Genomic DNA, 24,409 nt, shown 5'->3' with positions numbered 1-24,409 from the left:
TATTGTCAATGAGTAATTTTACTCATTTTTTACCTGTTGCTCCAATTAAAATATGACTCCATTTGTTCCTTTATTATTAAAAAAAAATTGTTCTGGACTTCTTTGAGTTCCAGGGAAAGGAGAAATAATGAGCCTGACATGAGGTTTTCGTCGTCGCTTAACAATCCCTAAATCTTGATTTTTATCGTCGGCAAAATACTTAACTAGGTCAGAAGCTATTCCTTTTTGATAGGCCACAGAAAAATGATACATCCCCCGATAAATCATTTCTAATGAAACACGTTCAATTGGCACTCCTAATTCATCTGCAACCGCATCTCCTAAATCTACTAAAATCGCATAAAATAGCCAAGTACCCCAGATTTGTAGCTTGATTCCGTTTAACGAACCTGTCCATAAATAGCTGAGATTTAGTAATCTTTTTACTAGGCAAAATGCCTCTTCAATTCGCCAGCGTCTTTGATATAAATCTGCTACTACATAGGGGGGTAATATTTCGGGTTCTTGGACACTTGTTAGATAAGAACGCCAGGATTTTTTCGAGCGAATTTGTACTAATCTTATAGTCAACGCTGGTGTTTTTTTTGTCCCTGCACCTATCCTAATTATCTGGTCTTTGACATCATAAGTATTGGTTAATACCCGCTCGACTTGATAAGATGCACCTTTCTTAATCCGAGTAATAAATCCAATTTCTTGCTCGATTAATTTTGACCAAAAAGCGAAGTGATAGAAGCCTCTATCTAATAACAGCAAGGTTTTTGGCTTAACTGTTTTTAGTAAGTCTTCCTCCCAATTAGTATCTGCTTGTTTCGGGTTTGTCCAAAACCAAATTTCTTCGGGAAGATGAGTTACTAGGTCTATTATTACTCCCATTTTCCCGGATAATTGACCAATTGGAACATCTGATAAACTTTCGAGTTTACGAAATAATGCTTCTAAGGTTGAGCCGTCAGCTATCCAGATATTTTCAAAGTTTTTTAAGGCAAATTGTACACTATCTGGTAATGGTCTCGATTTTCTAGTCAACCATTCCCGACGAAAATGAGGCAGTAATTCTTTAAATACTTTTTCAAATAAAACTGCGGGAAAAGTTAAAAATCTTTGTGATAATGCTTGTTGACTAATTTCAGACGGCTCACACCATAAAAATCCTTCTCTATTTAATAATCTAGTTAATTCTGTTACTCCTGCTACATTTCGCCATAATAAACTTAATATTGCTGCCATCATTAATGGTAGTGTTAGAATTCTATCTCTTAAATTTAGTTGGCGATAAAAAGTTTTTTGGGCAGCCATTGCTGGAATTAATAAATCTTCCAGGTGATTCGCAATCGCTTCATTTTCTACTTGGGGACTATTTTTTTTCTTTGCATGATCTCGGTTGATTCGTTTTTTGCTATTCATAACTGGTTTAATTATGGCTCAACTGCTTGTCCGGTAAAGGTTTCATCCTATTTTACCTTTTTTTGTCTACCCCCTTGACAATTTGCACTTTTTCTTAACTTGTCACAAATGATTGATAATAGGTAAAACTCTGATTGCTGAAGTTGATTTATAAGATTCCACTAATTTATCGATCGCATAAATTAGCCTCTGATTTTTAGAAGTATAAGGCTTGATTTTTTCTAGTTTAAACACCTCGATTATCGGCTTTTTTAAACTATTAACTAATTCCTCATTTAATTGTTTGCGGATTTTAGAGATTTTAATTCTAAACTTAACAGGTACATCTAAAACTGGCGGTGGTAGCGATCGTAAAATTGATAAGTCAGTTAGGATACCCGCCATTTTTTTATCCTCATCTACAATAACAATTTCACTCGCATTTTGCACAGTAACTAAAGCTAATGCTTCTGCTACTGTATCTGTATCTTTCAAGATACAAAAGTCATTGGTTATAACTTTTGTGTCTTCTATACTAACTGCATCGCTATTTTCCATAAATTTTCAACGATTACATATAAGTTACTGATTGAGATAATTTTTGAATCGCTTTCCAGTCATCACTATTTGTGATTTTACCATCATTATAGTAGGTAACTATAAAGTCTATTAAATTTCGATTTTCTAAGAATTGTGCAAATATTGGATTTTTGTTCGTAGACTTGATTAAATTATCTATGCTATCATCTGTTCCACCTTCATGTTGCCAAGCAGTGTATATTTGATCCATAAGTTGATGATTGTTAGCTAAACGATCGTAAAACTCAGGAAAATTTAACAGGAGTAAAATTATTTTGCAAAATTTATACTTGTCATCAGTATTCCAGTCTATTTTTTTCTTTTCAAGAATGCTTCGATCGTCGGTTAATCGGGGTTGTGCCAGCTTATCAGCAAGGGTAGAGTTGTGTTTTTTGACAATCTATTGAATCATATAAAAAGCCGTAATAAATTGCTGCATTTTACGGATATTTGAATTAGTCGCTTTAGAAATCATCCCCCATATTTTTTCATCATTACTATACTGGGCAGTTAAAGAACCTTGAAGCAGTCTATCTTTAACTTCATCTCGATTTTTATCAGATAGAAAAAAGTTAAGATTGATGATTTTTTCTATATATTCCCTACCAGTAATACCAAGCTCTTTAGGATATCTTTGTCCCACTGCCTGCTCAATAATTCTTTTATCAATTCCAATGACAAAAATACAGTTAGACTGATCTAAATGCAATTTCAAGCATTCTAGGACAAATAAAGCATTTTCTGGTAAGCAACGATCCAAATCATCAATAAATATCATCAATCGGCCATTGTTACCCACATAACTTTCTACTGCTTTTCCAAAGACATCTTCAAATTCATTGATAAATTGATAAGGATTAATGAGGTGAGGGTTTTCACCAGGATTAACTAACATTGCAAGTTGTTTAGCTATGGCTTCGGTATTAATAAAACCTGCTGTTGCACCATTAACATATCCTGTCGCTAAAACACCAGCTAATTTAAAAGCGCAAACTGAATAAGTTAAAGCGGCTTTTGTAATAGTTTGACGCTCTTTTGGAGAGATACTTTCATCTGCACATATTTGACTAAGAATTGTCTGGATAAGAGCATTCTTAATATCCAGTTTATCGTCATATTTCCAAGCATTAAACCAAACCGTTTTATATCTTTTTGCAGGAGTTGCTAATTGTTCAAAATCCCGTTTCATCTGTGCCATGAGGCTAGTTTTGCCGCTCCCCCAAGAACCAAAAATACCAATGGTAAAAGCGCCTTCTTTATGATGTGAATTTTGATTTTGTCGGTCAGGTGGTTGTGTGGCATCAATCGCCATATTACACAGTAATTCTGCGTAAATATCATAATTAAGCTCACTGCTACTTCCTGGGCCGCCGCGAATGATATTTCTATCGGCTTGAGTAAAAGGCATAATTTGTTTCCTCCTTGATTTATCAATTAAGACTTAGTGGACTTTTTTACTTCTGACAAAACTTCTTGAATTGCTGAGCTAACTGCCTCTTTAGACATAAACCCGTTGATGGTTTCTAGCAATAACCACTCACTATATAAGTTGATTAAAGGTGCCGTTTCTTCTTGAAAAATTTGGATGCGTCGCCGAATAACTTCTGGAGTATCATCTGTACGATTTTCCTTGATGGCTCTCTTTCTCAGTCGCTGAACTAAAACTGAGTCTGGTACATCAAAATTGATAACACAATCACAACTTGGCTGATCTAAATCCCTTAATAATTTGTCTAAAGCTCCAACTTGAGCGACGTTCCGAGGAAATCCGTCTAATATCCAACCTGGTGTTGCTTCTTTTTTTGTCAATTGTTCTTTTACAATATCTAGCACAATGCTATCAGGGACTAATGCCCCTTTATCTATATAAAATTGTGCTTTTTGACCTATTTTAGTTTCGTTTTTTCGCTCATGTCGCAGTAGTTCGCCGGTTGAAATGTGATGAATCCCGAAGTCCTTGGCTACGATCGCAGCTTGAGTGCCTTTGCCTGCGCCATTCGGACCTAAAAATATAATTCGCATACTTTTTATGATTCAACTGTTGGATAAGCTAGGATTGTTCTGTTGATAACGAACTTAAAGCTAACAAAGACTACCAAATTACGCTATTATTACATTAGCCTTTTCCAGAATACTCGAAACGGCCACAAAAAAATATGACCGCAAGCGTTCTATAAAAGACCAATGTATGTAATATCACTGTTATATCTACCTTAAAACAAAAAAAAATAATCCGCAACTATTAAACATTATCAATTTATGCTACCATTACGTTAGCAATTTCCACCAAGACGAAAAATGGTTACACGAAAACCTACTAGAAAGGATCTATTTGCCGAAGCAGCCCAAACTTGGGACTTGAATCGCATCTATGAACTATTTACCGAAGCTAAACGTCGCATTTTCCCCAACGCCCGCCAAGGGCTCACTGATACAGAAAAATTATATTTGCGTGGTCTTTTGTGCAATTTCAGCCCTAGTGATATTGCGCGTCAATTGTCGAAAAGTGCTAGGGGGGCTGAGTTTTATATGTGCAAAACTCTCTATCAATATTTTAAGGGTATTCCTGAAACTCCTAGTGATGATGTTGGCAATTGGCGCAATGTTCATCAATGGTTGGATAAAGCTGGTTATAAAATAGATTTATCCGGTGATTCAACTGTCGGTAGGTCTTTACCGAAAGACGCTAAAATACATATAACTGATATGATTTTTTTTAATGATAGTGAAAATAATAATGCAACAATTTCTATAGATATCAATATTAAGTTATCGTTTCCTTCAGATGTGACAAATCAAGGTGAGGATAAAATAGCAAATGATTAAAGATAAATTTAGGAAAACAACGTGAAACAGGCTACATTTAAAGGGTTTGGGAATCGCCCGATGATAATCGATCCAAACTCTTACAGAAGGACATGATATTACTACACAGAAACCCGGTAACTTCTGCGAAACCGGGTTTCTAGGCTGTACTAAAATGTTTCTTCTCCGGTTGGTTCTTGGTGGACAAGACCTCGCTTTTGAAGGCGATAATTCGCTACAACCGGGTAAACAACACCGCGTATCCGATTGATCGCACCTACGGGACGATGAACTGCTAAGCCGTTCCAAGGAGAATATCTCAGGTTTTCGTTGAAATCAGATTGTTTGTCATAATCAATAATCTGATGCTTGACGGTGAGACGACCTACTCTCAAGAAGGGTGATTCTTTTTCCTTCCAGACATTGATGCCATCGTCGATCGGCATTTTTAAGCTGGTTTGGAACTGAATGCCAAAATCCCACCAATATTGAGCATCAGGTTTCGCCAAGGCTTGAATTAGATCGTCCCGGTAATAATTGTCTGGCTTATTGGGATCTAAACCCAAGGCTTTAGCGCGATCGACAAAAGGAATCTTAGGAATTCCCGGTCGAGATTGTTCTGGAATTATCTCGTGCGGTGGTTTGCATGAAACCGGAGTAAACCCATACTTAATTACCGCAGGATATTCGACAGGAACTACACCAGGCTGGGAGGGATCGAAATCGGGATTTAGACCCAAAGCAGAGGGTGAACCGCTCCAATATTTTGCTGTTAGCAAACTCTTCGGAGTCCGGCTACCCGTAAGCGTTGACACAGCTAAAAAGTGTCTGGGATGTCGTATTAGCCACTTTTTCAATGTCTCTGGTGATTCAACCAGAGCCGAAAAAAAGCCGTAGTAGTCTTTGATGGTTTGGCTCACAAATAGCTCTGAATTGTGAACAATGATGTCCTGGGTTTTTGACTCGTGGCTTTGCGCCAGTCGTTCCCCTTCCACCCCCATCACTTTCAGTGATATTGAGCGCGAATCTTTTTGGTAATCAGGGTATACTTTGGTAGCTCCGTTAGCAAATCGCAACCAAACAGGATATTCTTTGGGTTTTGCTAGCAAACCTTGCTTAAGGGAAATAGCATTGAGTCGCGAAGAACTTAATGAAGCGCGTTTGCCCAATTCCTGTTTAATCGCTTCCTCATCAAAGTCAAAAATTTCCAGAGTTCCTTTAACGCAGGCATGAGCTTTGGCGTGAGTATCTCGCAGCGCCCGATCCTTATCCCCGTAAAGATTATCCATCCGAAGCTTGGCCTGCTCAACCAAAAGATCGTAGTATTTGCGTTCGTCTTGTTCGGGATATTCGGTAAATAACTTCTTGCTCATAAATAACCTTCGGTTAATCGCTAAAAAAGGTTCTACACAAACCGTTGCATCTGTTAAATAGTATAACGGCTGGTGCAATTGCTCCCGAATTGCCGTAGCCGATCGCTTGTGAAAAGAGCGCCTTTTTCTTCCTCATTTTTGAGGGCGCAGGTGTGTTTGCGCCCCCCACTACCTTGAGTCTTAGTTGTCAGCTACAACTTAAAGCTCGAAGGAGACTTTGTACTTAGGATCGCTTGGAGGAACATTACGATTCACTAAATCAGAGACTGTTTTGGTATTTTGGATAATTTCCCAACCAACCTCAGAAAAAGTTTCCTTATTGAAGACTTTAGGCGATAACAAAGGATTAGTTAAAGCTTGGGAGAAAGCATCAATGCCAATTATCCGTGCTACTAAAGGCGGAATTGCTGAATTTTCTCGGACATCTTCAGCGTACAATCCGACAAATAATTCAATCTTATCAACATGACCGTACAACTCTTTTAATTTCTGTTGAGCGTATTCGTCACCCGTAATTTGATTGAAATCAGTCACCTTGGGATAACCACACATTTCGCGGTAATCGTTATAACTGGCTAACTGCGCCTGCCGTCCGAGTTTAACAGATGCTAGTTCGGTAGCATCAATAAATGTATAGGGTGTTCCTGCGATCTTAAAATCAGGTGTGTTAAACAAACCAATTCTAGTGCCTGGTTGGGAACAAGTTTCTTCCATCAATGCACCCAACCCTTTATCGATTAACATCTGATTATTCCAGAGGGAATCGTACATAGATTTTTCTTTGCCGTCATAGGTAAAGGTTTCAGGAACCGCACTATGCCAGCGATAGACAAAACTAAACTCAATCGCCATCCAATTTTCTCGATACCAACTTTCGTTGGTAAAAGCTTCTGGATCGGCAAAGAACCTAAAATTATAGGGCGTAATGTGGAAAATGTACTCTTCCATAATGATATTGAGAACAATCACCATGAGAATATTTCTCGCGGTTTGGAAGAGCCTCTCATCGTCCCATTCTGGATAGCTTTTGGACAAAACATCACAAATTCGATTATGCTCCCTGATACATAAAGTGTTGAGCATGACATAGCCAACTTGGACGTTTGCCCGTTCAACTCCCATTGCAAATAGCTTGCTTTTCTTTTCGGGGGGTTGTCTTTTCTCATCATTAAGGGGTGCATGAAGACCTTCAAATTGAGGATCGATAATACCCTGCTCAGGATCGGCATAATAAAAGAGTGGATACTCTTCTTCTACGCCATCTTTGCGCTTGAGTTTTTGGGTTTTAAATTTACCGTCTTTGAAAGCTCTGAGCATATTTGTTTGTTTGCGGGTCAACCCGTAAACATTACACATATCAATCTGATGGTTGGAGGTATTTTTGAAGCGGTTTTCCTGATCGATCCGGAGAAAACTATCTGTAAACCACTGCACCCAATAGGGAAAGAGCAGAGTCGATTTTTCCGAATAAATGGTTTTTCCGTCTCTTTTTTGGAATAATGTCTTTACTTTGTCGAGTGGTGGTAAATTCCCTTCTTTGTTGAATTCTGGGTCTGGAGGTAAATGTCGCCCAGTATAAGTCTTGTCTGTAAGTGAATCCCAAGAGATGTAGGTATCAGTTTTCTTGGGATTATCTGTCCCTGGAATTTTGGGATCTAAGCCCATTAAGCTATAGGGAAGCGGGCGAGTCGGAAGTTTGTAAATGATGCTATTGAGAAAAAATTTGTTTAGTTTACGTTTCAGAGGCTCGTAACTTTGAACTAAGTCCCAAATTGGTTTGAAATGAGTCAACGTATATGCCAAAGCTTTGTTGCTGAATCCATCTCTAGATGTATCTCTTGTCATGATTGCTTTTCCTTTCGATTGTTGTAGATTAGATCGTCTTCTTATGTTCGCTTCTGAGAGATTGATAAAGTTCGATCATTTTTCTATATTTTCAATTACTTTGGAGAAAATTTTTTGCAAATTCTTAGGCCGATAGTCTTGGCGTTTTTTCAATCGCTCGATCGCGCTTTCATGAATATCCTCAAGGGTCTCCCCCACCTCGCGCCACTTGATTCCTGCCAATTTGAAGAACCCAGGATTGTTTTGAAATGGAGCCTTATAATCAGGCTGGATATCCTTAATGGCATCTGGGTGGAATTCAAGCTTCAATTCAAAGTCACTGATTTGATCCAACATCCACTTCAAGACAGCATCTGATAACCCGCGGTATTCTGGCGTACCACCGCCGATGCAGCCATGCTCGCCTGGAAACCAAACTTGACGAAGCTTCTGGTTCGGGGCATCAGGATTTTTCTTCATCAGGGTAACATCAAAGATTTCGCGAATTTCGTCGATCGCAACGGCGTGCAACGCATTCTCAATATCCTTATTTAAAGTGGTGTCGTGGAATTTGTACCTTGTTTTGATCTGTCCCTCAAACTTCTTCAAGGCGGGTACAAGAGGAATACCAAGGGCTCCAACGGTGTCGAAACAACCAAGCAAGGTAATCGGGACGCGATCGCCCTTATCTTTGCCGAATTTTTCGCGGAAACTCTTTGCTTCCGAATGCTTTGGTGAAATCTCTCGCTTACGGTAAAGCTCGTAAGCTTGTGATGCCATGGTAACGTTACGGCGGGATAGGAGACCGGAGCAATAGATCATCCCCGCTAGACTCCTGACTGTGTAAGCACCGCGACTGAACCCGAATAGATAGATTTCGTCACCCTGATCGTAGTTGAAAGAAAGAAAACGATAGGCATCTTGTATATTTTTATCGATTCCCAGCCCAGTGACTCCGCCCACAATCTTGTTACTGTCTACTCCAATTCCCTCGTCATAAAACACAATCTGCGGAACCCCATCACTGGCTGTCCGTTTCACGGCTTGGGCAAGCCTAACCACATTAGTTGGGCAATGAGTATCTAGTTTGTTCCAAGTTCCATCACAGCAAACTATCAGACGTTTCCCTGGTTTCGTCATTTTTATATTCTCTCTTTGAATTTGAAATTGGAGAGCGAGCTGTCTTTGGTAATCGGTTACAAGAGAATTGCCAATTCCGGTGTTTCTATCGCCTGACAGCGATCGCTGATTATTGATTGCTGGAAATCGATATTTTGCTGGCAATCTTTAGCTTTTTCGATTCTCAGGATAGTAGTCTCAAAACACCATCAAGTCTAGTTGGCTGTATTAAAATGTTAATTTTATTTATATTTGTTAACTAAAAAATTCAGAGCGTGAAATAGATAGGTTGGGTTCTGGGAAAATCCTCAATTCTCCTAAAACGTAAAAAATTCAGAGCGTGAAATAGTAGGATGGGTTCTGGGAAAATCCTCAATTCTCCTAACAGAAGTAGCGATCCGACGCCCTAGCTAACACACCTTTAAACACATTTACGCTCTGCCTTGTCAGCTTGTCAAACAGCTATATCTGATCGATTTGTCCGTTGGCTGCAAGATAATAGTGAGGTATTGGCTACAGAGGTATCAGGTTGGATGCTCTGTTGAGGTTAAAATTTGTTTCAATCACTCTCAGGTTTTCTGCGATGTGGTTGAAGTTTTTAACAATCTGTGGGTTTTTCTGGTTTCTCGATCGGTAAATTTGTGCGAAAATTTCCTAGCCACGGTTTAAATTGAAACGTCCCAAAGTGGGGACGATCGACCGCAGCGACTGGCTACGAGGTTCTCGCACCAAAACCAAAGGCAGAAGAGCAATCAGCCGCACAGTAGCCGAGAGGGCAAACACTGCTCCCAAACTCATGCCGGGAAGTTCGGCAAGAAAGCCGCCGGCGGTAGTTCCCAAAGCCCCAGATACTCCCGAAACTGCTGCGGCGATCGCAAAATAAGTCGAAGGTTGCTCGATCGACGCTATCTCCATTTGAATATTGTTAGTACACAGCCCGATCGCGCCTAAAGTCGTTCCCCCCAACAAGTGCAGCAGCGGCAGCCACACCCATAGGGCAAACGGGTAATTGCCCGTACCCAACCACAGCAAAGGCGTTATCGCCACCACCAGCCCCACCGCAATTAGCAGGGGGCGATTTCCCCAGCGATCTGCCAACTTACCCCAAAACATCAGCAGCACTAGATTTGCGCCGGAACTTAAGCTGGTGTAAATCGTTACCAAACTCACATCCAAGCTTAAATTTTTCAGCAGGTAGATATTAAAAAAAGGCGCGCTGAGATTAACAGCAAATGTCCACACACTGAAGTAAAGAATAAATATTAAAAAATTAGAATCTTTCAGCACAGAAGGCACAAAATCTGTTACGTGCTTTGCTTTTTTCTCTGTAAGTCGATCGTTCTGTGCATTTTTTTTGTATACCTGGGGATTCACATCAACCATCAAGGATTGACACCCCAAACTAATCATTCCCGCCAAAACACCCACCAATAAAACAATACCGTAGCCCAAAATTGGGCCGCCGTCCCAAGTTGACACTCCCAATCCCATCAACGGCACTCCCAGCAAAGTGATGAGGCTGACAGCACTGTTGCGAAAGCCAAAATAGCGTCCCCGCAAGCGCTGAGGAACCACAGCAGCCATCCAACTGAACCAGCTAGAATTGGCAAGAGCTGCCAGCACGCTAGCTGCTACGACTGTTACCAGTGTCCATTGCAGCAGTTGCTGGAGGTCTGCGTGCTGGGAACCCCAAACAATTGCCACCGCCAGCACCAGCCACAGTAGCCGCGAAACGCTGAATACAAATAGGTTGTACCAGCGGCGGCTGGTTGTCCGGTCTGCGATGTAGGCTCCTAATGGTTGCAGGAGATTTACCACCATCGGAATAGCAAAGAATATACCTATTTCCACGCTACTCGCGCCGAGTTGCAGCAAGAAGTTGCTCAGCAGCACGCCGGTGGTCGCCGACTCGAAGATAGTGGCAAAAACGCCGTCTAGAGTTGAGGCTTTCAGGGTCGATCGAACGTCTTTTTTGGAAAATTTGAGAGCTATTTTTGGAGAGAGAACGAGCTGAAATATTTTCGGGTCTACTATTTCTACTATTTCTGCAGTCTGAAGAGATAGAGGTTCATTTAACTCTGCAACTGGTTCAACCATAGTCAATCGATTTTAGATTTTAGGTTTTAGATTGTAGATTGGATAATTGAAGTAACAGGGTTAGATAAAACCAGCCCCACCTTCAAGAGGCTAACTCGAAAGTAGGACTGGCACGTCCGGGTAATTCAGATCAATATAAATGACTTGCGATCGCTAGGACATCAACCGCTTGGGAGATATAAATTTGCTAATTGTGAAAAAGTAGGTTTTAGGGCTTAACCAGGAAGCGAGCGCAGCATTTCGCATACCAAAAATTGCTCTAATTCCGCCTCAAACAAGTGGCCCCAAGGGCAAAAGCAAATTTCGCGCGAGCTCATCGACTCGGCTCTGACACCTTTACGGCTAGGTAAATTTATAGAAGGAAAGACGATCGACTTGCCGAGTATAGCTGCTAACGATTTGTACCTAATTGCTGGAATCCGTTTGTTCAGTGCCAGCGCTCGCGATCGAGATTCCGGGTTTTTTGTGAAAATCGCCCCCAGGTGCCGGTAAAGCTTCGGAGTGGGTTATTGGCGATCCTCGTAGAGGATCGCCAACTGGTAGGACAAAATTATAGTTGACAAAAATTACGCTAACTGCAGATAATAGCAAACCCTAGAATTACACTTAAATGTTTGAGGGGTATCAGTGCTAAGGCGTGATGTCGATCGCCAGCCAATTTACGGATTTCTGAATTACAACGTGACAAAAACTCAACCTTTATCGGGGTATACACTGCCAGTATTTGCCTGTGCGGCCGCACTTGCAGCTTTGCGGTGCTTACGCGCAGGTATTCAGTCTCTAGATAGCGTATCAGTCAATTTACTGGAACCGCCAATAACGGCAGAAATTCCGATCGAACAGGCGTCTGTACTCAAAACTGATACCGCTTTAGGAGTGACTCGCTCCGATCCGGGGGACAATCTCGATCTGACTCGCAATACCCCCGTTTGGGCAATGGTGGAATTGGGGAATTGCGAAGAGGGAGAGCAGATTGTGATTCTCGGCGGTGAAGGTATAGGGCGTCACACAGTCGATGGAGGGGCGGCGATCTATGATTACGCAATGCGGCTGCTGCGATCGAATCTGAGCCGAGAACTCGCAGGGGGAGAAAAAATTACTGTCACCCTGATTCTGCCGTCTGGGCGGCAACTAGCCACCCGCACTTCTAACGAAGCTTTCGGCGTGGTAGAAGGACTTTCGCTGCTGGGTACAACGGGCATTTCTCAACCGCTGAGCGCCCCTGGACAGTTGGAAGTTTACCGCGAACAACTGCAACAAAAAGCCGAATTGTTTGACTGTTTGGTTTTCTGCATCGGCGAAAACGGCTTGGATTTGGCGCGACAACTGGGGATTAATCCTGAGAGGTTAGTCAAAACCGCTAACTGGCTCGGCCCGCTGCTGGTAGAAGCAGGATATCAGGGCGTGCAGTCAATTTTGCTGTTTGGCTATCACGGGAAACTGATGAAATTGGCGGCGGGAATTTTTCACACTCACCACCACCTCGCTGACGGGCGCAGGGAAATTCTCACAGCTTACTGTGCTAAGGCTGGAATGCCTGCCGATGCGTGTTCCGCAATTTTTGCCGCAGCGACAGCCGAAGATGCTCTCGGGCAACTGCGGGCTTTGGACGCCCAAACTGGGAGCAATTGGGTCGATCGAATTTACGGCGACATCGCCCGACAAATAGACTTGCGATCCTCGGATTGCATTTTTACTCACACTAACTTGCACATCCCCGTGGGCTCGGTGATGTTCGGGCGCGATCGCAAAATTATTGTTAAAAGTGATATAGGAGATACATTTTTGACCCAAATTTGTTAATCTAGTGTGAATATCCCTGAATTCTGTTTAAAACATCGCTCAGGGATAATATTTAACAAGTAATAATTCTTTGTCCCTAGACCTTAATTATACTAGGTTGCTTCGGGAAGCTATTTCTGAAGCAATAATTCAATTAATTAGGGTAAGGCTCGAAGTAAATCTATGCTTGCCCTGTGCCCGATTAATCGACTAACATCGCTGACTGCAATCTAGTATGAATAAGATTTATTCCTAGCGACTAATGGTTCCTCGCCTTCCTTAGAATTGTACTGAGACCGCGACAGATACCTCCGCTACTTTCGACCCAATTAGCAATTAGCAATTACGCAATAACCGTGACTACTCAAATAGAAACTGAATCCGTTCTCACAAACTCTTTTGTGGAGCAGATCGATCGCCAGATCATCGTGATTCTCGACTTCGGTTCGCAATATTCCGAACTGATTGCTCGTCGAATTCGCGAAACTCAAGTATATTCAGAAGTTATTTCTTACCGGACTACTGCAGAACAGTTAAAAGCTATCAATCCTAAAGGAATTATTCTTTCAGGAGGCCCAAGTTCTGTATACGATGAAAAAGCACCCCACTGCGACCCAGAAATTTGGAATTTGGGAATACCGGTGTTGGGAGTGTGCTACGGGATGCAGTTGATGGTAAAGCAGCTCGGAGGCACAGTTGAACGGGCTAAGTTAGCCGAATATGGCAAGGCATCGCTATTTATTGACGATCCTACAGATTTGCTGACAAATGTCGAAGAAGGCAGCACGATGTGGATGAGCCACGGAGACTCCTGTTCCGATTTGCCGTCGGGTTTTGAGATCCTCGCTCACACGGACAATACTCCGTGTGCTGCTGTTGCTAACCACGAGAAAAATTTGTACGGGGTTCAGTTTCACCCCGAAGTAGTTCACTCGATCGGGGGAATAGCTTTAATTCGCAATTTTGTTTACCACATTTGCGAGTGCGAACCGACTTGGACGACTGCTACTTTTGTGGAGGAATCGATTCGCGAAATTCGCGCGCAAGTGGGAGACAAACGAGTTTTGCTGGCTCTATCCGGCGGTGTAGATTCTTCTACTTTGGCTTTCTTGCTGCACAAGGCGATCGGCGACCAACTTACCTGTATGTTTATCGATCAAGGGTTTATGCGGAAGTATGAACCAGAACGGTTGGTAAAATTATTTAAAGAGCAATTCCACATTGACGTTGAGTATGTTAATGCTCGCGAACGCTTTTTAGCTCAACTTGAAGGGATTACCGATCCTGAAGTAAAACGCAAGCGGATCGGTCACGAATTTATCAACGTATTTGAAGAAGAATCGAAGCGTCTGGGCCCCTTTGACTACCTCGCCCAAGGTACTCTTTATCCTGATGTGATTGAGTCGGCTGACACTAATGCAGACCCGAAAAGTGGTGAGCGAGTTGCTGTTAAAATTAAAAGCCACCACAACGTAGGCGGTTTGCCGAAAGATTTGCGATTTAAGCTGATTGAACCGCTGCGAAAACTGTTTAAGGATGAGGTGCGAAAAGTCGGCCGGTCGATCGGGCTTCCCGAAGAAATCGTGAACCGACAACCTTTCCCCGGCCCGGGATTGGCGATTCGGATCATAGGAGAAGTTACCTCAGAGAGACTAAATATTTTGCGGGATGCTGACTTCATTGTTCGCCAAGAAATTAACCGACACGGATTGTACGGTGAACTTTGGCAAGCTTTTGCAGTTTTGCTGCCGATTCGCAGTGTAGGGGTGATGGGTGATCAGCGCACTTATGCTTACCCCATCGTCTTGCGATTTATTAAGAGTGAAGACGGGATGACGGCTGATTGGGCGCGGGTTCCTTACGATTTGTTGGAACTGATCTCGAATCGGATTGTGAATGAGGTTAAGGGGGTGAACCGGGTGGTTTACGATATTACTTCTAAGCCGCCGGGAACGATCGAGTGGGAGTGATTTCTAGTTAGCGATTAAGTAGGCGGACTAATTTTTTTGTCTGTCTACTTATTTGGATTTTGGATAAAAGGGCGATTTTCCACATTCCGCCCTTTTACTGTCACCTTTAGGTATTTTTGACCAAGCCATGAGGTTTGCGTCAATTTTGAGGGAATTCCAAGTCAACAGTTGCTCAAAGGGCGGAAGGTGGGTTCTAATTGTTCCACCGCTACATTGGTTTCAATGTTGTGACTTCGATCACTGGTAACACGGACTTGGTTCACCGAAGATTTTCAGTATTATCACGGAAAAAAACCAGCACCATCACTTGCTCTTAGGAGAAACCACGAGATGATTAAGGTGTCGAGTTCAAAACAATCCCATGTATCCAGTTAATCTTCTCCCCGGCGCTATCAACGAATTAATCGCCACTGTCACCGATACTCGCCGCGTTACCAAAGCTGACCGCTACGGCATGATGGCCGCCATCCTCGATGAGTCTATCAGTGAAGAAGAACGTGGCTCACTCGATCGTCTGATTCGCTCCCTGGTCAAAGGTAGGATTCAAGTCAGTGATGAACTCTCCATCGTCTCTTGACATTCCCCAGCTATCAGGCGTGGGGATTCTTGGTTCTGGCGACATACCTTAAAACTATCTATCCTTGCGGCCATACTTAAACCAAATCTCCCTTCAAAGGAACCAAATATCGAGCCTAATTTAGTTAGTCCCAGAGGGTTTTATCTCCCCAAGCGTTCGAGAATTACTTCTCATGTTACTGGATGCCCTACGGTACGTTTTAACTTTCAAAAATTTACTTTTCTGGTTTTGGCTTACGTTAGTCAGGTTACGTTAGTCAGCCTAGCTATGTTTTTCGTGGTTTTCGCCACCCACTAACCATTATTATTTTCCGACCCGTCGTTTGAGCTTGGTGTCTCATGTGTATAGGCGGTTATTCTACCTGTGGTATAAGTATCATTGTACTCTACTTTAAATAGAATGCTAGGAAATTTAAAAAATAGATACTAACGCAACTAAAGGATTAAAACAAAAATCGGCAATCAATTAAAGCCGTCCTATTAAGAAGGGGCTTTAGGGCCAATTATCTTGGTAAGCAGAAAGCTGGTTGAGAACTCGACACTCTACAGCGGCTTTCCCTTGGGGAAGTTTAAACAAGTCACTGATACAACTCTCTAGAAAGAGCTTTTTGTATAATGCACTTTTGACATAGACAATTAGCGTTCGCAACTTCATAAACATTATGACGGATACCATCGAGCATCTCATTGAGCCACACATTCAAGATTTGGGTGGATTCCAAGCCCGCCGCTTGCTTCCCTCAGACGTTCTAGCATTGGTAGGCCCGTTCATCTTTTTTGACCATCTGGGCCCTGCGGTGTTTCCACCCGGCCGGGGCGTGGATGTCAGGCCGCATCCGCACATCAACTTAGCAACCGTCACCTACCTGTTTGAAGGTGTTTTGCTGCATCGTGATAGTGTGGGCAGCGTTCAAGAAATCCGTCCCGGTGCGGTGAACTGGATGACGGCAGGGCGAGGCATTGTCCACTCGGAACGCACCCCTGACGACGATCGCAGCAAAGAAGCCATCCTGCATGGCATTCAAACCTGGATAGCCCTTCCCGATGAATACGAAGAAACCGACCCCTGGTTTCGGCATCATCCGGCTTCTGAGCTGCCTGTTTGGGAGGATGCAGGAGTTTCCTTCACCCTAATTGCCGGTGATGCCTACGATCGCACTTCCCCAGTTCAAATATTTTCACCCATGATTTATCTGGACGTGCAACTAACTGCTGGAAGAGAATTTACCAAGAAAACTGGGTCTAAAGCCCCGTCCTTCTAGGACGGATTTGATTACAAGGAGTGTGAATATTTGTTAAATATACAGACTTGCAAGTAAAAGTCTTTGTAAAAGTGATAGACTATTGCAATGATAGTATTAGAGTTTAAATTGAAGGGCAAAGCGGAGCAATATAGAATCATTGACGACATGATTCGGACGGCTCAATTTGTCCGAAACAAAACTCTAAGACATTGGGTAGACAATCAAGGAATTAAACTCGTAGACCTGTACAAACAATGCGCCGTGATGGCGAAAGAGTTTGAATGGGCAGGCAAGCTTAATTCGATGGCACGTCAGGCTTCTGCCGAACGTGCCATTTTTGCTATAGGGCGTTTTTTTGCTAATTGCCAAGCCAAAAAGCCAGGAAAAAAAGGCTATCCACAGTTCAAGAAATATACCCGATCTGTTGAATATAAAACTTCAGGATGGGAACTTTCTACCGACAAAAGATGCCTAACGTTTAAGGACGGCTTTGCTGCTGAGAAATTCAAGTTAATCGGTAGTCGGGATTTGCATTTTTATGCACCTGATGAGATTAAACGAATTAGAGTTGTGCGTCGTGCCGACGGATACTACGCCCAATTCTGTGTCAATGTAGAGCGGAAAGAGGAAGCTATTTCCACTGGCAAATTCATTGGCATAGATGTCGGGTTAAACCACTTCTATACTGACAGCGACGGCGAAACAGTTCCTAATCCTCGGTATCTCAGAAAAAGCGAAAAAGCTTTAAAGAGATTGCATCAGCGAGTTTCTCGGAAAAAGAAAGGTTCCAAAAATCGAAAAAAGGCGATAAACAAGTTAGGAAGAAAGCACCTGAAAGTCAGCAGGCAGCGTAAAGACTTCGCCATCAAAACGGCGTTGTGCGTGGTAAAATCTAACGATTTCATAGCCTACGAAGACCTTCAGGTGCGGAACATGGTGAAGAACCATAAGCTTGCCAAGTCAATTAGCGATGCAGCTTGGTCGCAATTTACTCAATGGTTGGAATATTTTGGGAAAGTGTATGGCAAAACAGTTATTGCTGTAGCTCCTCAATACACTTCCCAGAATTGTTCAAACTGTGGCAATTTAGTTAAGAAAACCCTGTCAACTCGAACCCATATTTGTGGTTGTGGAACGATACTAGAGCGCGACCACAATGCCGCAAAAAACATCCTGGCAAAAGGGTTGAAGCAGGCAAAAATCAATTTAAATACGGTGGGACACACCGGAATTCACGCTGGAGGACAGACCGATCTCTACTTGCTGGTGGTGACATCAACGAGCAAATCGACTGGCTGATCTCAGAATCCTCGCGCCTTCAGGCCGGGGAGTGTCAACTCTCCGGGGACTGGAAGAGTTTATTTCTTGGATGTCCCTTAATAGTTAACAGTCCCCTCCTTGGGGTGAGTGAGATAACTTTCGATTGTCTCGTGTTGCTTCAGATGGACAGCCTTACCCGGAGCGGACTTGAATTTATGAGAAATCAATCGAACAGGATATAACGGTCAACAATCAACAGACTGCATTTCTATTTTCAACGCCGTTTCCACTCTTTGATACTCGGCCTCAACCTGTTCTAAAAGAGCGCAGGCCGGATCAGGTAAAGGCTGGTTAGCATTTGTCCCGATGCGGCCCATGATTTCGAGTTCCTCGCACAGCTCAAACAAGCGAAAAGCACCGAGAGTACCGCTAATCGACTTTAAAGAGTGAGCCGATCGCCGCAAAGCCAGCGGATCGGCGTTGCACAGAGCCATAGAGATGCCTCGCAGCAGTTCGGGAGCTGTTTCGAGGTAAATCTCGATCGCCTCGTCCAAAGCTTCCACTTCTCGCAATCCCTCTATAATCTTGGGACTCAGGGAATCGTGGCTCTGTGACAAAGCCCGATCGAGATTTGATGCACCCCAATCGACGACTGCCGGCGAATTGGAAATTGTCAGTTGTGGATTTCCCGCAACAGCCACATTCGATCGCACTTCTAATTCACTCGTTCCTTCGATGTGTTCCGCCGGGGCATCCAAACAAACGATCGGCTGCAGACGATCGAATGCGGAGTTCGATCGAGATTTACAAGCGAGCAAAGCTCGCACCAACTGCTCAATTGCGATCGGCTTGCTCAAATAGTCGTCCATCCCCGCAGCCATACACTCTTCGCGATCGCCCTGCATCGCATTTGCCGTCATCGCCACAATCCAAGGCCTTGTCGATTTTCGATTTTCGATTTTCGATTTTCGATTGTTAGATTCATCAGTCGATTTTCGATTTTCGATTTTCGATTTTCGATTGTTAGATTCATCCTCAGTCAATTTTCGATTTTCGATTTTCGATTTTCGATTGTTAGATTCCTCGTCAGTCAATGGGGGATTTTCGATTTTCGATTTTCGATTATTAGATTGCTCATCAGTTGCGGAAAGTTCTGATTCTCCCGTGAGATTTTCTAAAGTTAAATCTGCTGAAAATTGCTCGCGGATGTGGCGGGTAGTTTCCAGTCCGTCCATTTCCGGCATTTGCACATCCATCAGCACCACATCGTAAGGCTGGCGGCGCAAAGCTTCGAGCACTTCGATACCGTTTCCCGCCACATCCGCGCGATACCCCATCCGCTGTAAAATTTGCAAAGCCACCTTCTGATTCACCAAATGATCGTCAGCCAACAGAATCCGCAGGGGTAAGTTCTCTGCCAACACGGGTATGGTTTGCAAGAAAGACCCGCTAGTGCGTTGCCCTTTAAATTCAGTTGTCTGTTCTCCAAAAATATTAATTAAAACATTGTAAAGCTGAGATTGTTTGATGGGTTTATTCAAAAAAGCAGCAAAATCCATCTCCATAGAAGGGGGGTTAATTTCTTGCCTGCCGATCGAAGTTAGCATCACTAACGGCAACTTTTCGCAATCAGGATACCGGCGAATTTGCGCCGCTAAAGCCAACCCGTCCATTTCCGGCATTTGCATATCCAAAACTGCCAAGTCAAACATCTCTTTAGCAGCCAGCCAATCTAAAGCCAAACGAGCCGAAGCTGAAGCCCTAGCCACCATTCCCCAAGACTGAGCTTGGAGAGTCAAAATTCTGCGGTTGGTAGCATTGTCATCGACAATTAAGACTCGCTTCCCAGCTAATTCAGGTTGAGAATTGCTCAAGTTAAGTGGTAAGGAATTCTTGCAGCCAGAAACGATCGTACTAAAATAAAAAGTAGAGCCAACAGATTTCGTATTTTGGGCGATCGGCTTGTTGCTGAGTACAGATTTGGCATACCCATATTTTTCGGCAATTTCGCAAGATTCTGCCCATCCCAAATCAATAACTGCCGACGATCTAAAATGGGCAGGAGGATTGCCCGCAACACTACCCATACTTTCCACCCACATCCGGCCGCCCATCATTTCGGCCAAACGCTTGCTAATTGCCAAACCCAATCCGGTACCGCCGTACTGCCGGCTCGTTGAAGAATCCACCTGGCTGAAAGATTTAAATAGCCGATCCATGCGATCGCTCGGAATGCCGATACCGGTATCTTTGACCGCAAAATGTATTTCGTATGCTGGGTTAATTGCTACCGGTTCGCCAGCAATTAATGGCGGTTCTTTAGCATTAGCCGCCGGCACTGAAATCTTTTTGGCAGTCACCGAAACCACCACTTCTCCAGCGTCGGTAAATTTAACCGCATTACTGAGCAAGTTGATTAAAATTTGCCTCAAGCGGGTGCTATCGCCGATCGCCGTTGCGGGTACTGTACGATCGATCAAGTAACCCACTTCCAGTTTTTTTTCTGCCGCCTTAGCAGCTACCAAGTCTAGAGATTCCTCAATGCAAGTGCGGAGGTCAAACGGATGTTCCTCCAAGTCCAATTTGCCCGATTCAATTTTCGAGAAATCTAGAATATCGTTGATCAGAGTCAGCAAGGCATCGCCACTGCTGCGGATAGTTTCTACAAAATCGCGCTGTTCGCGAGTTAAGGGGGTATCCAGCAGCAAACCGGTCATGCCGATGACTCCATTCATCGGAGTGCGAATTTCGTGGCTCATGGTGGCTAAAAATTCGCTTTTGGCTCTAGTAGCCGCCAGTGCTTGATCGCGAGCTTTTGCCAAATCTACGTCGGTTTGCTGGCGTTCGAGTTCGCTTCCCACCCACTGAGCCATCAGTTTCACCAACTCTCTGTCTACAGCTCGGAACGGTTCTGTTACAGGAGTCGGAGAAAAGAAGCACAGAGTGCCGTAAACTTCACCTGCCACCGTGACGGGAATGCCCATGTAAGCTTCGATGGGGAAGGCTCGATCGTGCGTGTTGAAGGAAAAACCCGAAAATCGCACCGACTCAAAGTAAATCGGTTCTTTTGCCATTGCCGTAGCGACGCAGAAAGTTTTTTCCAGATCGTAGATTTGGTTTTTGACGATCGACCCGTCGGGACACTCAACAGCCATTATTTGATAGTTGTCGCCTTGAATGCAGGACAAAATTCCCACCGACAGGCCTAAATGCCGACATCCCATTGCCAGCAGTTCTTGGAGGCGCAAATCAAAGGTAGAGAGGTGGTTGAGCGGGTCTGTACGGGGAGCAGAAGTCACTTGGTACAAAGCTTTGATGGCAGCTTCGCTTTCTCGCAGTTCTTGTTCTGTTTGCTTCCGCACGCTGATGTCGCGGGAAATGCCGATAATTTCTTGGACTTCGCCGGTTTTGGGATCACTGATCGTGCGGCCGGTGGTTTCAAACCAAATGTATTTGCCGTCTTTGCGGCGGATGCGGTAGCTGACGGTGTAAGTAACTGGGAGTGCCAGGACTTTCCAGTGAGCTTTGGCAATGGTTTCTAAATCGTCGGGGTGAAAATAATCCTTGGGGACGCGGCCGATGAGTTCCGAAGGTTCGTATCCCAGCAAAGCCCTGCTGGCAGGTGAGACGTAAATAAACACGCCTGTGGGGTCGTGTCTGGTGATCATGTCGGTTGAATTTTCCGCCATCAACCGATAGCGGTCTTCGCTTTCATTACGTTCGACTTGAGAATTGCCCAATGCTTCTAGCATTCGGTTGATGGCGTCGGCCAAGCTTGCGAGTTCATCTTCTCCGGCAATATCAACGCGCAAGCTTGGGTCGCCGTTGGCTGCGATGTTGCTGACGCTGGTGCTCAAGGAAGCCAATCTCGCTAAGACTAATTTTTCTAGCAACAGCAGGGTGATGGCGCTAAATATTAAACCTACTGCCAGTATTGATAAGGTAAACAGCTCCAAGGTAGCCTGACCTTGACTGTAAATGATGCGATCGGTCTCTACTCGCAGCAGCAGCGCTAGGTTGCCGTGGATGTCGCGAATCAGGGCGTATCCTGCGACTAAGGTGTCGCTGAGTGGCTCGACTAAAATTTCTGCTGATTTGAGGTTGGAAATTTTGAGTTTGACATTTTCCAACTCCTGCCTCGATCGAGCCATCGCCTTGGCGCTGTGCCCGGAGTAGTTCGCGGCTCCCACTTTAAAATCTAAACTCGGCAATCTAAAATCCACTGACAGGTGAGTCAGTTCTGAAAGCAAACCGATTTCGCTGCTGTCTAGGTAGCGTCCCAAGATCAGCGTCCCCCGCGACGGGCCTTGGGAGTTGCTGTTCAAGATGGGCTTGGCGGCAATCAGCAGTCTGGCTTCTGGCAGGGTGAGGACGCCTGTTTTGGCGACGGGGCGATCGCCCTCGACTGTCGATGAGTCTATTAGTGCCTCGGTCAAGTGCTGTTTTAAGCTTTCGCGAATCGGGATTTCTGTTTGGGATTTAAGGTCGAAACCTTTGCTGAAGATCGTCTTACCGTTGGAGTCAAGCAGCACCAAGAAGTTTAGTCTCAAGTAAATAAATGTCGAATCGACGAAATTTGACTTGACAAAATTTTCGTTCCGTGTTTCGACGAAAGAGTAAGTATCGTCCCACTCGGCGTAATCTTGGGCGCTGGTGTCTAAATTCGACAAGTCATCATCTAATGCGTCCAAAGCCCGTGCGACATCCTGGCGGACGTACTGTGCCTCCAGGTTGTGAAAATCATGCAGCAAAATAGTTGATGCAGTGGCATAGAGAACCACAATCAGGCTGATCAGCGCTGCACCGATGATTAATAGTGTTTTTTTTCGGAGTTGCATGGCGTCGCCCTCCTCACGGTGCTAATAGGCAACTAGCCAGGAGAGGTTTGAGACGTAGGTTGTTTAACATTGGCGATCGCAGGGCCTGCGTGTTTGGACTTTTCTGGGCTGACGAAAGCAAAGCCCTTGGTATTCCCAAGGTATCCGGTATGTTGCCCCCCACAGCCAGTGTAGTATTTTCAGAGCTTTAGTTCCATATTATTCACCAAAAAACGAGCGAGAAGCCCCTGGCTTTAGACATGGGGAGGAAAGCGGCTGCGACTTCAGTCGCCTCTCTTCAAAATCCATACGAATAACCATCTTTTTTGTGAATGGGTTTGCAATATTTATGGCTAATCCCTGCCACTCTTCCCATCGTGGTGGCGATATCAAACGAGCCGGATGCACGGCACAGAGCTCGTCCCACATAGGAGCCGACTTTCTTTCCTGCGGTGACTGTCGCGCTGATAATATCACCAGTTTGAAAACCGAAATGGATTTGCTTTCTTGATTTATGGCGAATTGGAAAGCCAAACTTATCCGTGCCACACATCTGTCTGCTGCCATGTCCCGTCGCCTTGATTAGCAGTGGTTGAGAAGTCAGCACCTTTAATTCTTCGACTTTGCCTACACAAGCAGCATCTAACCAGTGACATTTAGGTAGTTGCAAACGAGTTCGATTGAACTTCGTTTGACCGCCAGAACCCGTAGTTACCGGAAGTTCAGTTTTGTTGAGCTGATTGAACAACGCCCAACGTGTCGAGTTGACGGCAGCAGCATCTTTTAAGGGTCGTTTTCTTTGTGCTTGAATTCTTTTAAGAACATCAGGTTTTTTGGCCAGGAATTGCTCAATTTTTTGAGTATCTTTCTTTTTATTGCAAGAATCGCAAGCCAGACATAGATTTGAGATACGATTCGTGCCGCCTTTAGCTTTAGGGTGAATATGTTCGACTTGTAAAGGTATATTTTCACTACCACAATAAGCGCATTTTCTGTCCCACGCATCAAGAATATATTCGCGAACCTCGTAGCCCAAAAGTGTGCCTTGCTGATATTCAATACCTGAGATTTCAGGGTTTTCAAGTTGTTGTAAATCAAATCGCACAAGTTCTTGAGCTATTGACCCGATAGGCGCAAGTTTGATGAGTTTGTTCACCCAAGTGAGTGTAGTCAAAACTCGGTGTTCAAGACTGGGTGCCAACCAACCTCTAGGACCTGTGCGATTCAAGAACCTTGGTTGACGATAACGAGTATGTCGATTTCGTCGTCCCCTCCGCAGTTGACGGCGTGAGAGCAGAGCATCTTTGATTGCCTGACCTCTGTGAGTCAATTCTGCTGCCCAAATGACTTGTGCGCCGTTCAATATGGCAAAACCAGTTACCCTAGAACCAGGATCGATTTTAATCTTTAAATGGGGTCTGATTAAATCGGGTCGGGACTCTTCAAGAATCAAAGTGAACGGAAACTTACGGTAAATAGCCGCTTGTTTCTGCTTCAGAAGCCTCCTTGCAAAACCGGGATGAATTGGTGTTAGCGGTCTTTTTTGGGCATCAATTACAAAAACAAAATTAGACATA

The 24,409-nt window shown here is 43.9% G+C and carries 17 protein-coding genes; 6 read left to right on the top strand and 11 right to left on the bottom strand.

What is annotated here, in order from left to right:
• Nucleotides 1-45: 45 nt before the first annotated feature.
• The 5 genes from QUB20_RS00455 to QUB20_RS00435 form a co-directional block, all read right to left on the bottom strand.
• Nucleotides 46-1,407: an IS4 family transposase gene (locus tag QUB20_RS00455; protein WP_333242156.1), complete on the bottom strand. Its 1,362-nt coding sequence runs from the start codon at nucleotides 1,405-1,407 to the stop codon at nucleotides 46-48.
• Nucleotides 1,408-1,509: 102 nt separating this feature from the next.
• Nucleotides 1,510-1,944, bottom strand: a complete 435-nt coding sequence (locus QUB20_RS00450) for a CBS domain-containing protein (RefSeq protein ID WP_333242153.1) — start codon at nucleotides 1,942-1,944, stop codon at nucleotides 1,510-1,512.
• 13 nt (nucleotides 1,945-1,957) lie between these two features.
• Entirely contained in the window at nucleotides 1,958-2,176 is a 219-nt protein-coding gene (locus QUB20_RS00445; RefSeq protein ID WP_333242150.1) for a hypothetical protein, read from the bottom strand.
• Nucleotides 2,177-2,365: 189 nt separating this feature from the next.
• Nucleotides 2,366-3,373: a P-loop NTPase fold protein gene (locus QUB20_RS00440; RefSeq protein ID WP_333242147.1), complete on the bottom strand. Its 1,008-nt coding sequence runs from the start codon at nucleotides 3,371-3,373 to the stop codon at nucleotides 2,366-2,368.
• Between the two features lie 26 nt (nucleotides 3,374-3,399).
• A complete protein-coding gene (locus QUB20_RS00435; protein WP_333242144.1) occupies nucleotides 3,400-3,987 on the bottom strand; it encodes an adenylate kinase in 588 nt (195 codons plus the stop codon).
• Between the two features lie 276 nt (nucleotides 3,988-4,263).
• Here QUB20_RS00435 and QUB20_RS00430 point away from each other — a divergent pair, with 276 nt between their 5' ends.
• On the top strand, nucleotides 4,264-4,791 hold the full coding sequence (locus QUB20_RS00430) for a DNA-binding response regulator (RefSeq protein ID WP_333242141.1): 528 nt from the start codon (nucleotides 4,264-4,266) through the stop codon (nucleotides 4,789-4,791).
• A 149-nt stretch (nucleotides 4,792-4,940) separates the two neighbouring features.
• Here the strand turns inward: QUB20_RS00430 and QUB20_RS00425 are convergent, their stop codons facing one another.
• From QUB20_RS00425 to QUB20_RS00410, 4 genes are all read right to left on the bottom strand, one after another.
• Nucleotides 4,941-6,143: a catalase gene (locus QUB20_RS00425; RefSeq protein WP_333242138.1), complete on the bottom strand. Its 1,203-nt coding sequence runs from the start codon at nucleotides 6,141-6,143 to the stop codon at nucleotides 4,941-4,943.
• Nucleotides 6,144-6,341: 198 nt separating this feature from the next.
• Nucleotides 6,342-7,988, bottom strand: coding sequence for a peroxidase family protein (locus QUB20_RS00420; RefSeq protein WP_333242136.1), 1,647 nt, complete (start codon nucleotides 7,986-7,988; stop codon nucleotides 6,342-6,344).
• 75 nt (nucleotides 7,989-8,063) lie between these two features.
• Nucleotides 8,064-9,251, bottom strand: a complete 1,188-nt coding sequence (locus QUB20_RS00415) for a DUF2235 domain-containing protein (RefSeq protein ID WP_333242132.1) — start codon at nucleotides 9,249-9,251, stop codon at nucleotides 8,064-8,066.
• Between the two features lie 489 nt (nucleotides 9,252-9,740).
• A complete protein-coding gene (locus QUB20_RS00410; RefSeq protein WP_333242129.1) occupies nucleotides 9,741-11,183 on the bottom strand; it encodes an MFS transporter in 1,443 nt (480 codons plus the stop codon).
• Between the two features lie 681 nt (nucleotides 11,184-11,864).
• Between QUB20_RS00410 and cbiD the strand changes: the two genes are divergently transcribed.
• The 5 genes from cbiD to QUB20_RS00385 all read left to right on the top strand — a co-directional run bounded on the left by cbiD (nucleotide 11,865) and on the right by QUB20_RS00385 (nucleotide 18,054).
• Nucleotides 11,865-12,986 carry a cobalt-precorrin-5B (C(1))-methyltransferase CbiD gene (gene cbiD / locus QUB20_RS00405; protein WP_333242414.1) on the top strand — a complete coding sequence of 374 codons (1,122 nt, stop codon included), beginning with the start codon at nucleotides 11,865-11,867 and terminating at the stop codon, nucleotides 12,984-12,986.
• Nucleotides 12,987-13,333: 347 nt separating this feature from the next.
• A complete protein-coding gene (gene guaA, locus QUB20_RS00400) occupies nucleotides 13,334-14,935 on the top strand; it encodes a glutamine-hydrolyzing GMP synthase (RefSeq protein ID WP_445299360.1) in 1,602 nt (533 codons plus the stop codon).
• A 361-nt stretch (nucleotides 14,936-15,296) separates the two neighbouring features.
• Nucleotides 15,297-15,512 (top strand): hypothetical protein, encoded by a 216-nt coding sequence (locus QUB20_RS00395; RefSeq protein WP_333242122.1) that lies wholly within the window; start codon nucleotides 15,297-15,299, stop codon nucleotides 15,510-15,512.
• A 661-nt stretch (nucleotides 15,513-16,173) separates the two neighbouring features.
• On the top strand, nucleotides 16,174-16,773 hold the full coding sequence (locus QUB20_RS00390; protein WP_333242119.1) for a pirin family protein: 600 nt from the start codon (nucleotides 16,174-16,176) through the stop codon (nucleotides 16,771-16,773).
• Nucleotides 16,774-16,860: 87 nt separating this feature from the next.
• Complete coding sequence (locus QUB20_RS00385) at nucleotides 16,861-18,054, top strand: transposase (protein ID WP_333291076.1); 1,194 nt, start codon at nucleotides 16,861-16,863, stop codon at nucleotides 18,052-18,054.
• Between the two features lie 206 nt (nucleotides 18,055-18,260).
• Here QUB20_RS00385 and QUB20_RS00380 read toward each other — a convergent pair whose 3' ends face one another.
• A complete protein-coding gene (locus tag QUB20_RS00380; protein WP_333244300.1) occupies nucleotides 18,261-22,853 on the bottom strand; it encodes a response regulator in 4,593 nt (1,530 codons plus the stop codon).
• Nucleotides 22,854-23,130: 277 nt separating this feature from the next.
• Nucleotides 23,131-24,408, bottom strand: a complete 1,278-nt coding sequence (iscB, locus tag QUB20_RS00375) for an RNA-guided endonuclease IscB (RefSeq protein WP_333244297.1) — start codon at nucleotides 24,406-24,408, stop codon at nucleotides 23,131-23,133.
• Nucleotide 24,409 lies beyond the last annotated feature (1 nt).

It is taken from the genome of Microcoleus sp. B4-C2 (assembly GCF_036705265.1).
GTDB lineage: Bacteria > Cyanobacteriota > Cyanobacteriia > Cyanobacteriales > Microcoleaceae > Microcoleus.
Note: the sequence above shows the minus strand (reverse complement) of the source record. Positions and strands in the feature narration are given on the sequence as shown.

What these genes read in the sequence shown, in the direction of transcription:
- QUB20_RS00455 (WP_333242156.1), bottom strand. Translation starts at nt 1,407, where the DNA reads ATGAATAGCAAAAAACGAATCAACCGAGATCATGCAAAGAAAAAAAAT.
- QUB20_RS00450 (WP_333242153.1), bottom strand. Translation starts at nt 1,944, where the DNA reads ATGGAAAATAGCGATGCAGTTAGTATAGAAGACACAAAAGTTATAACC.
- QUB20_RS00445 (WP_333242150.1), bottom strand. Translation starts at nt 2,176, where the DNA reads ATGGATCAAATATACACTGCTTGGCAACATGAAGGTGGAACAGATGAT.
- QUB20_RS00440 (WP_333242147.1), bottom strand. Translation starts at nt 3,373, where the DNA reads ATGCCTTTTACTCAAGCCGATAGAAATATCATTCGCGGCGGCCCAGGA.
- QUB20_RS00435 (WP_333242144.1), bottom strand. Translation starts at nt 3,987, where the DNA reads ATGCGAATTATATTTTTAGGTCCGAATGGCGCAGGCAAAGGCACTCAA.
- QUB20_RS00430 (WP_333242141.1), top strand. Translation starts at nt 4,264, where the DNA reads ATGGTTACACGAAAACCTACTAGAAAGGATCTATTTGCCGAAGCAGCC.
- QUB20_RS00425 (WP_333242138.1), bottom strand. Translation starts at nt 6,143, where the DNA reads ATGAGCAAGAAGTTATTTACCGAATATCCCGAACAAGACGAACGCAAA.
- QUB20_RS00420 (WP_333242136.1), bottom strand. Translation starts at nt 7,988, where the DNA reads ATGACAAGAGATACATCTAGAGATGGATTCAGCAACAAAGCTTTGGCA.
- QUB20_RS00410 (WP_333242129.1), bottom strand. Translation starts at nt 11,183, where the DNA reads ATGGTTGAACCAGTTGCAGAGTTAAATGAACCTCTATCTCTTCAGACT.
- QUB20_RS00395 (WP_333242122.1), top strand. Translation starts at nt 15,297, where the DNA reads ATGTATCCAGTTAATCTTCTCCCCGGCGCTATCAACGAATTAATCGCC.
- QUB20_RS00390 (WP_333242119.1), top strand. Translation starts at nt 16,174, where the DNA reads ATGACGGATACCATCGAGCATCTCATTGAGCCACACATTCAAGATTTG.
- QUB20_RS00385 (WP_333291076.1), top strand. Translation starts at nt 16,861, where the DNA reads ATGATAGTATTAGAGTTTAAATTGAAGGGCAAAGCGGAGCAATATAGA.
- QUB20_RS00380 (WP_333244300.1), bottom strand. Translation starts at nt 22,853, where the DNA reads ATGCAACTCCGAAAAAAAACACTATTAATCATCGGTGCAGCGCTGATC.
- iscB (WP_333244297.1), bottom strand. Translation starts at nt 24,408, where the DNA reads ATGTCTAATTTTGTTTTTGTAATTGATGCCCAAAAAAGACCGCTAACA.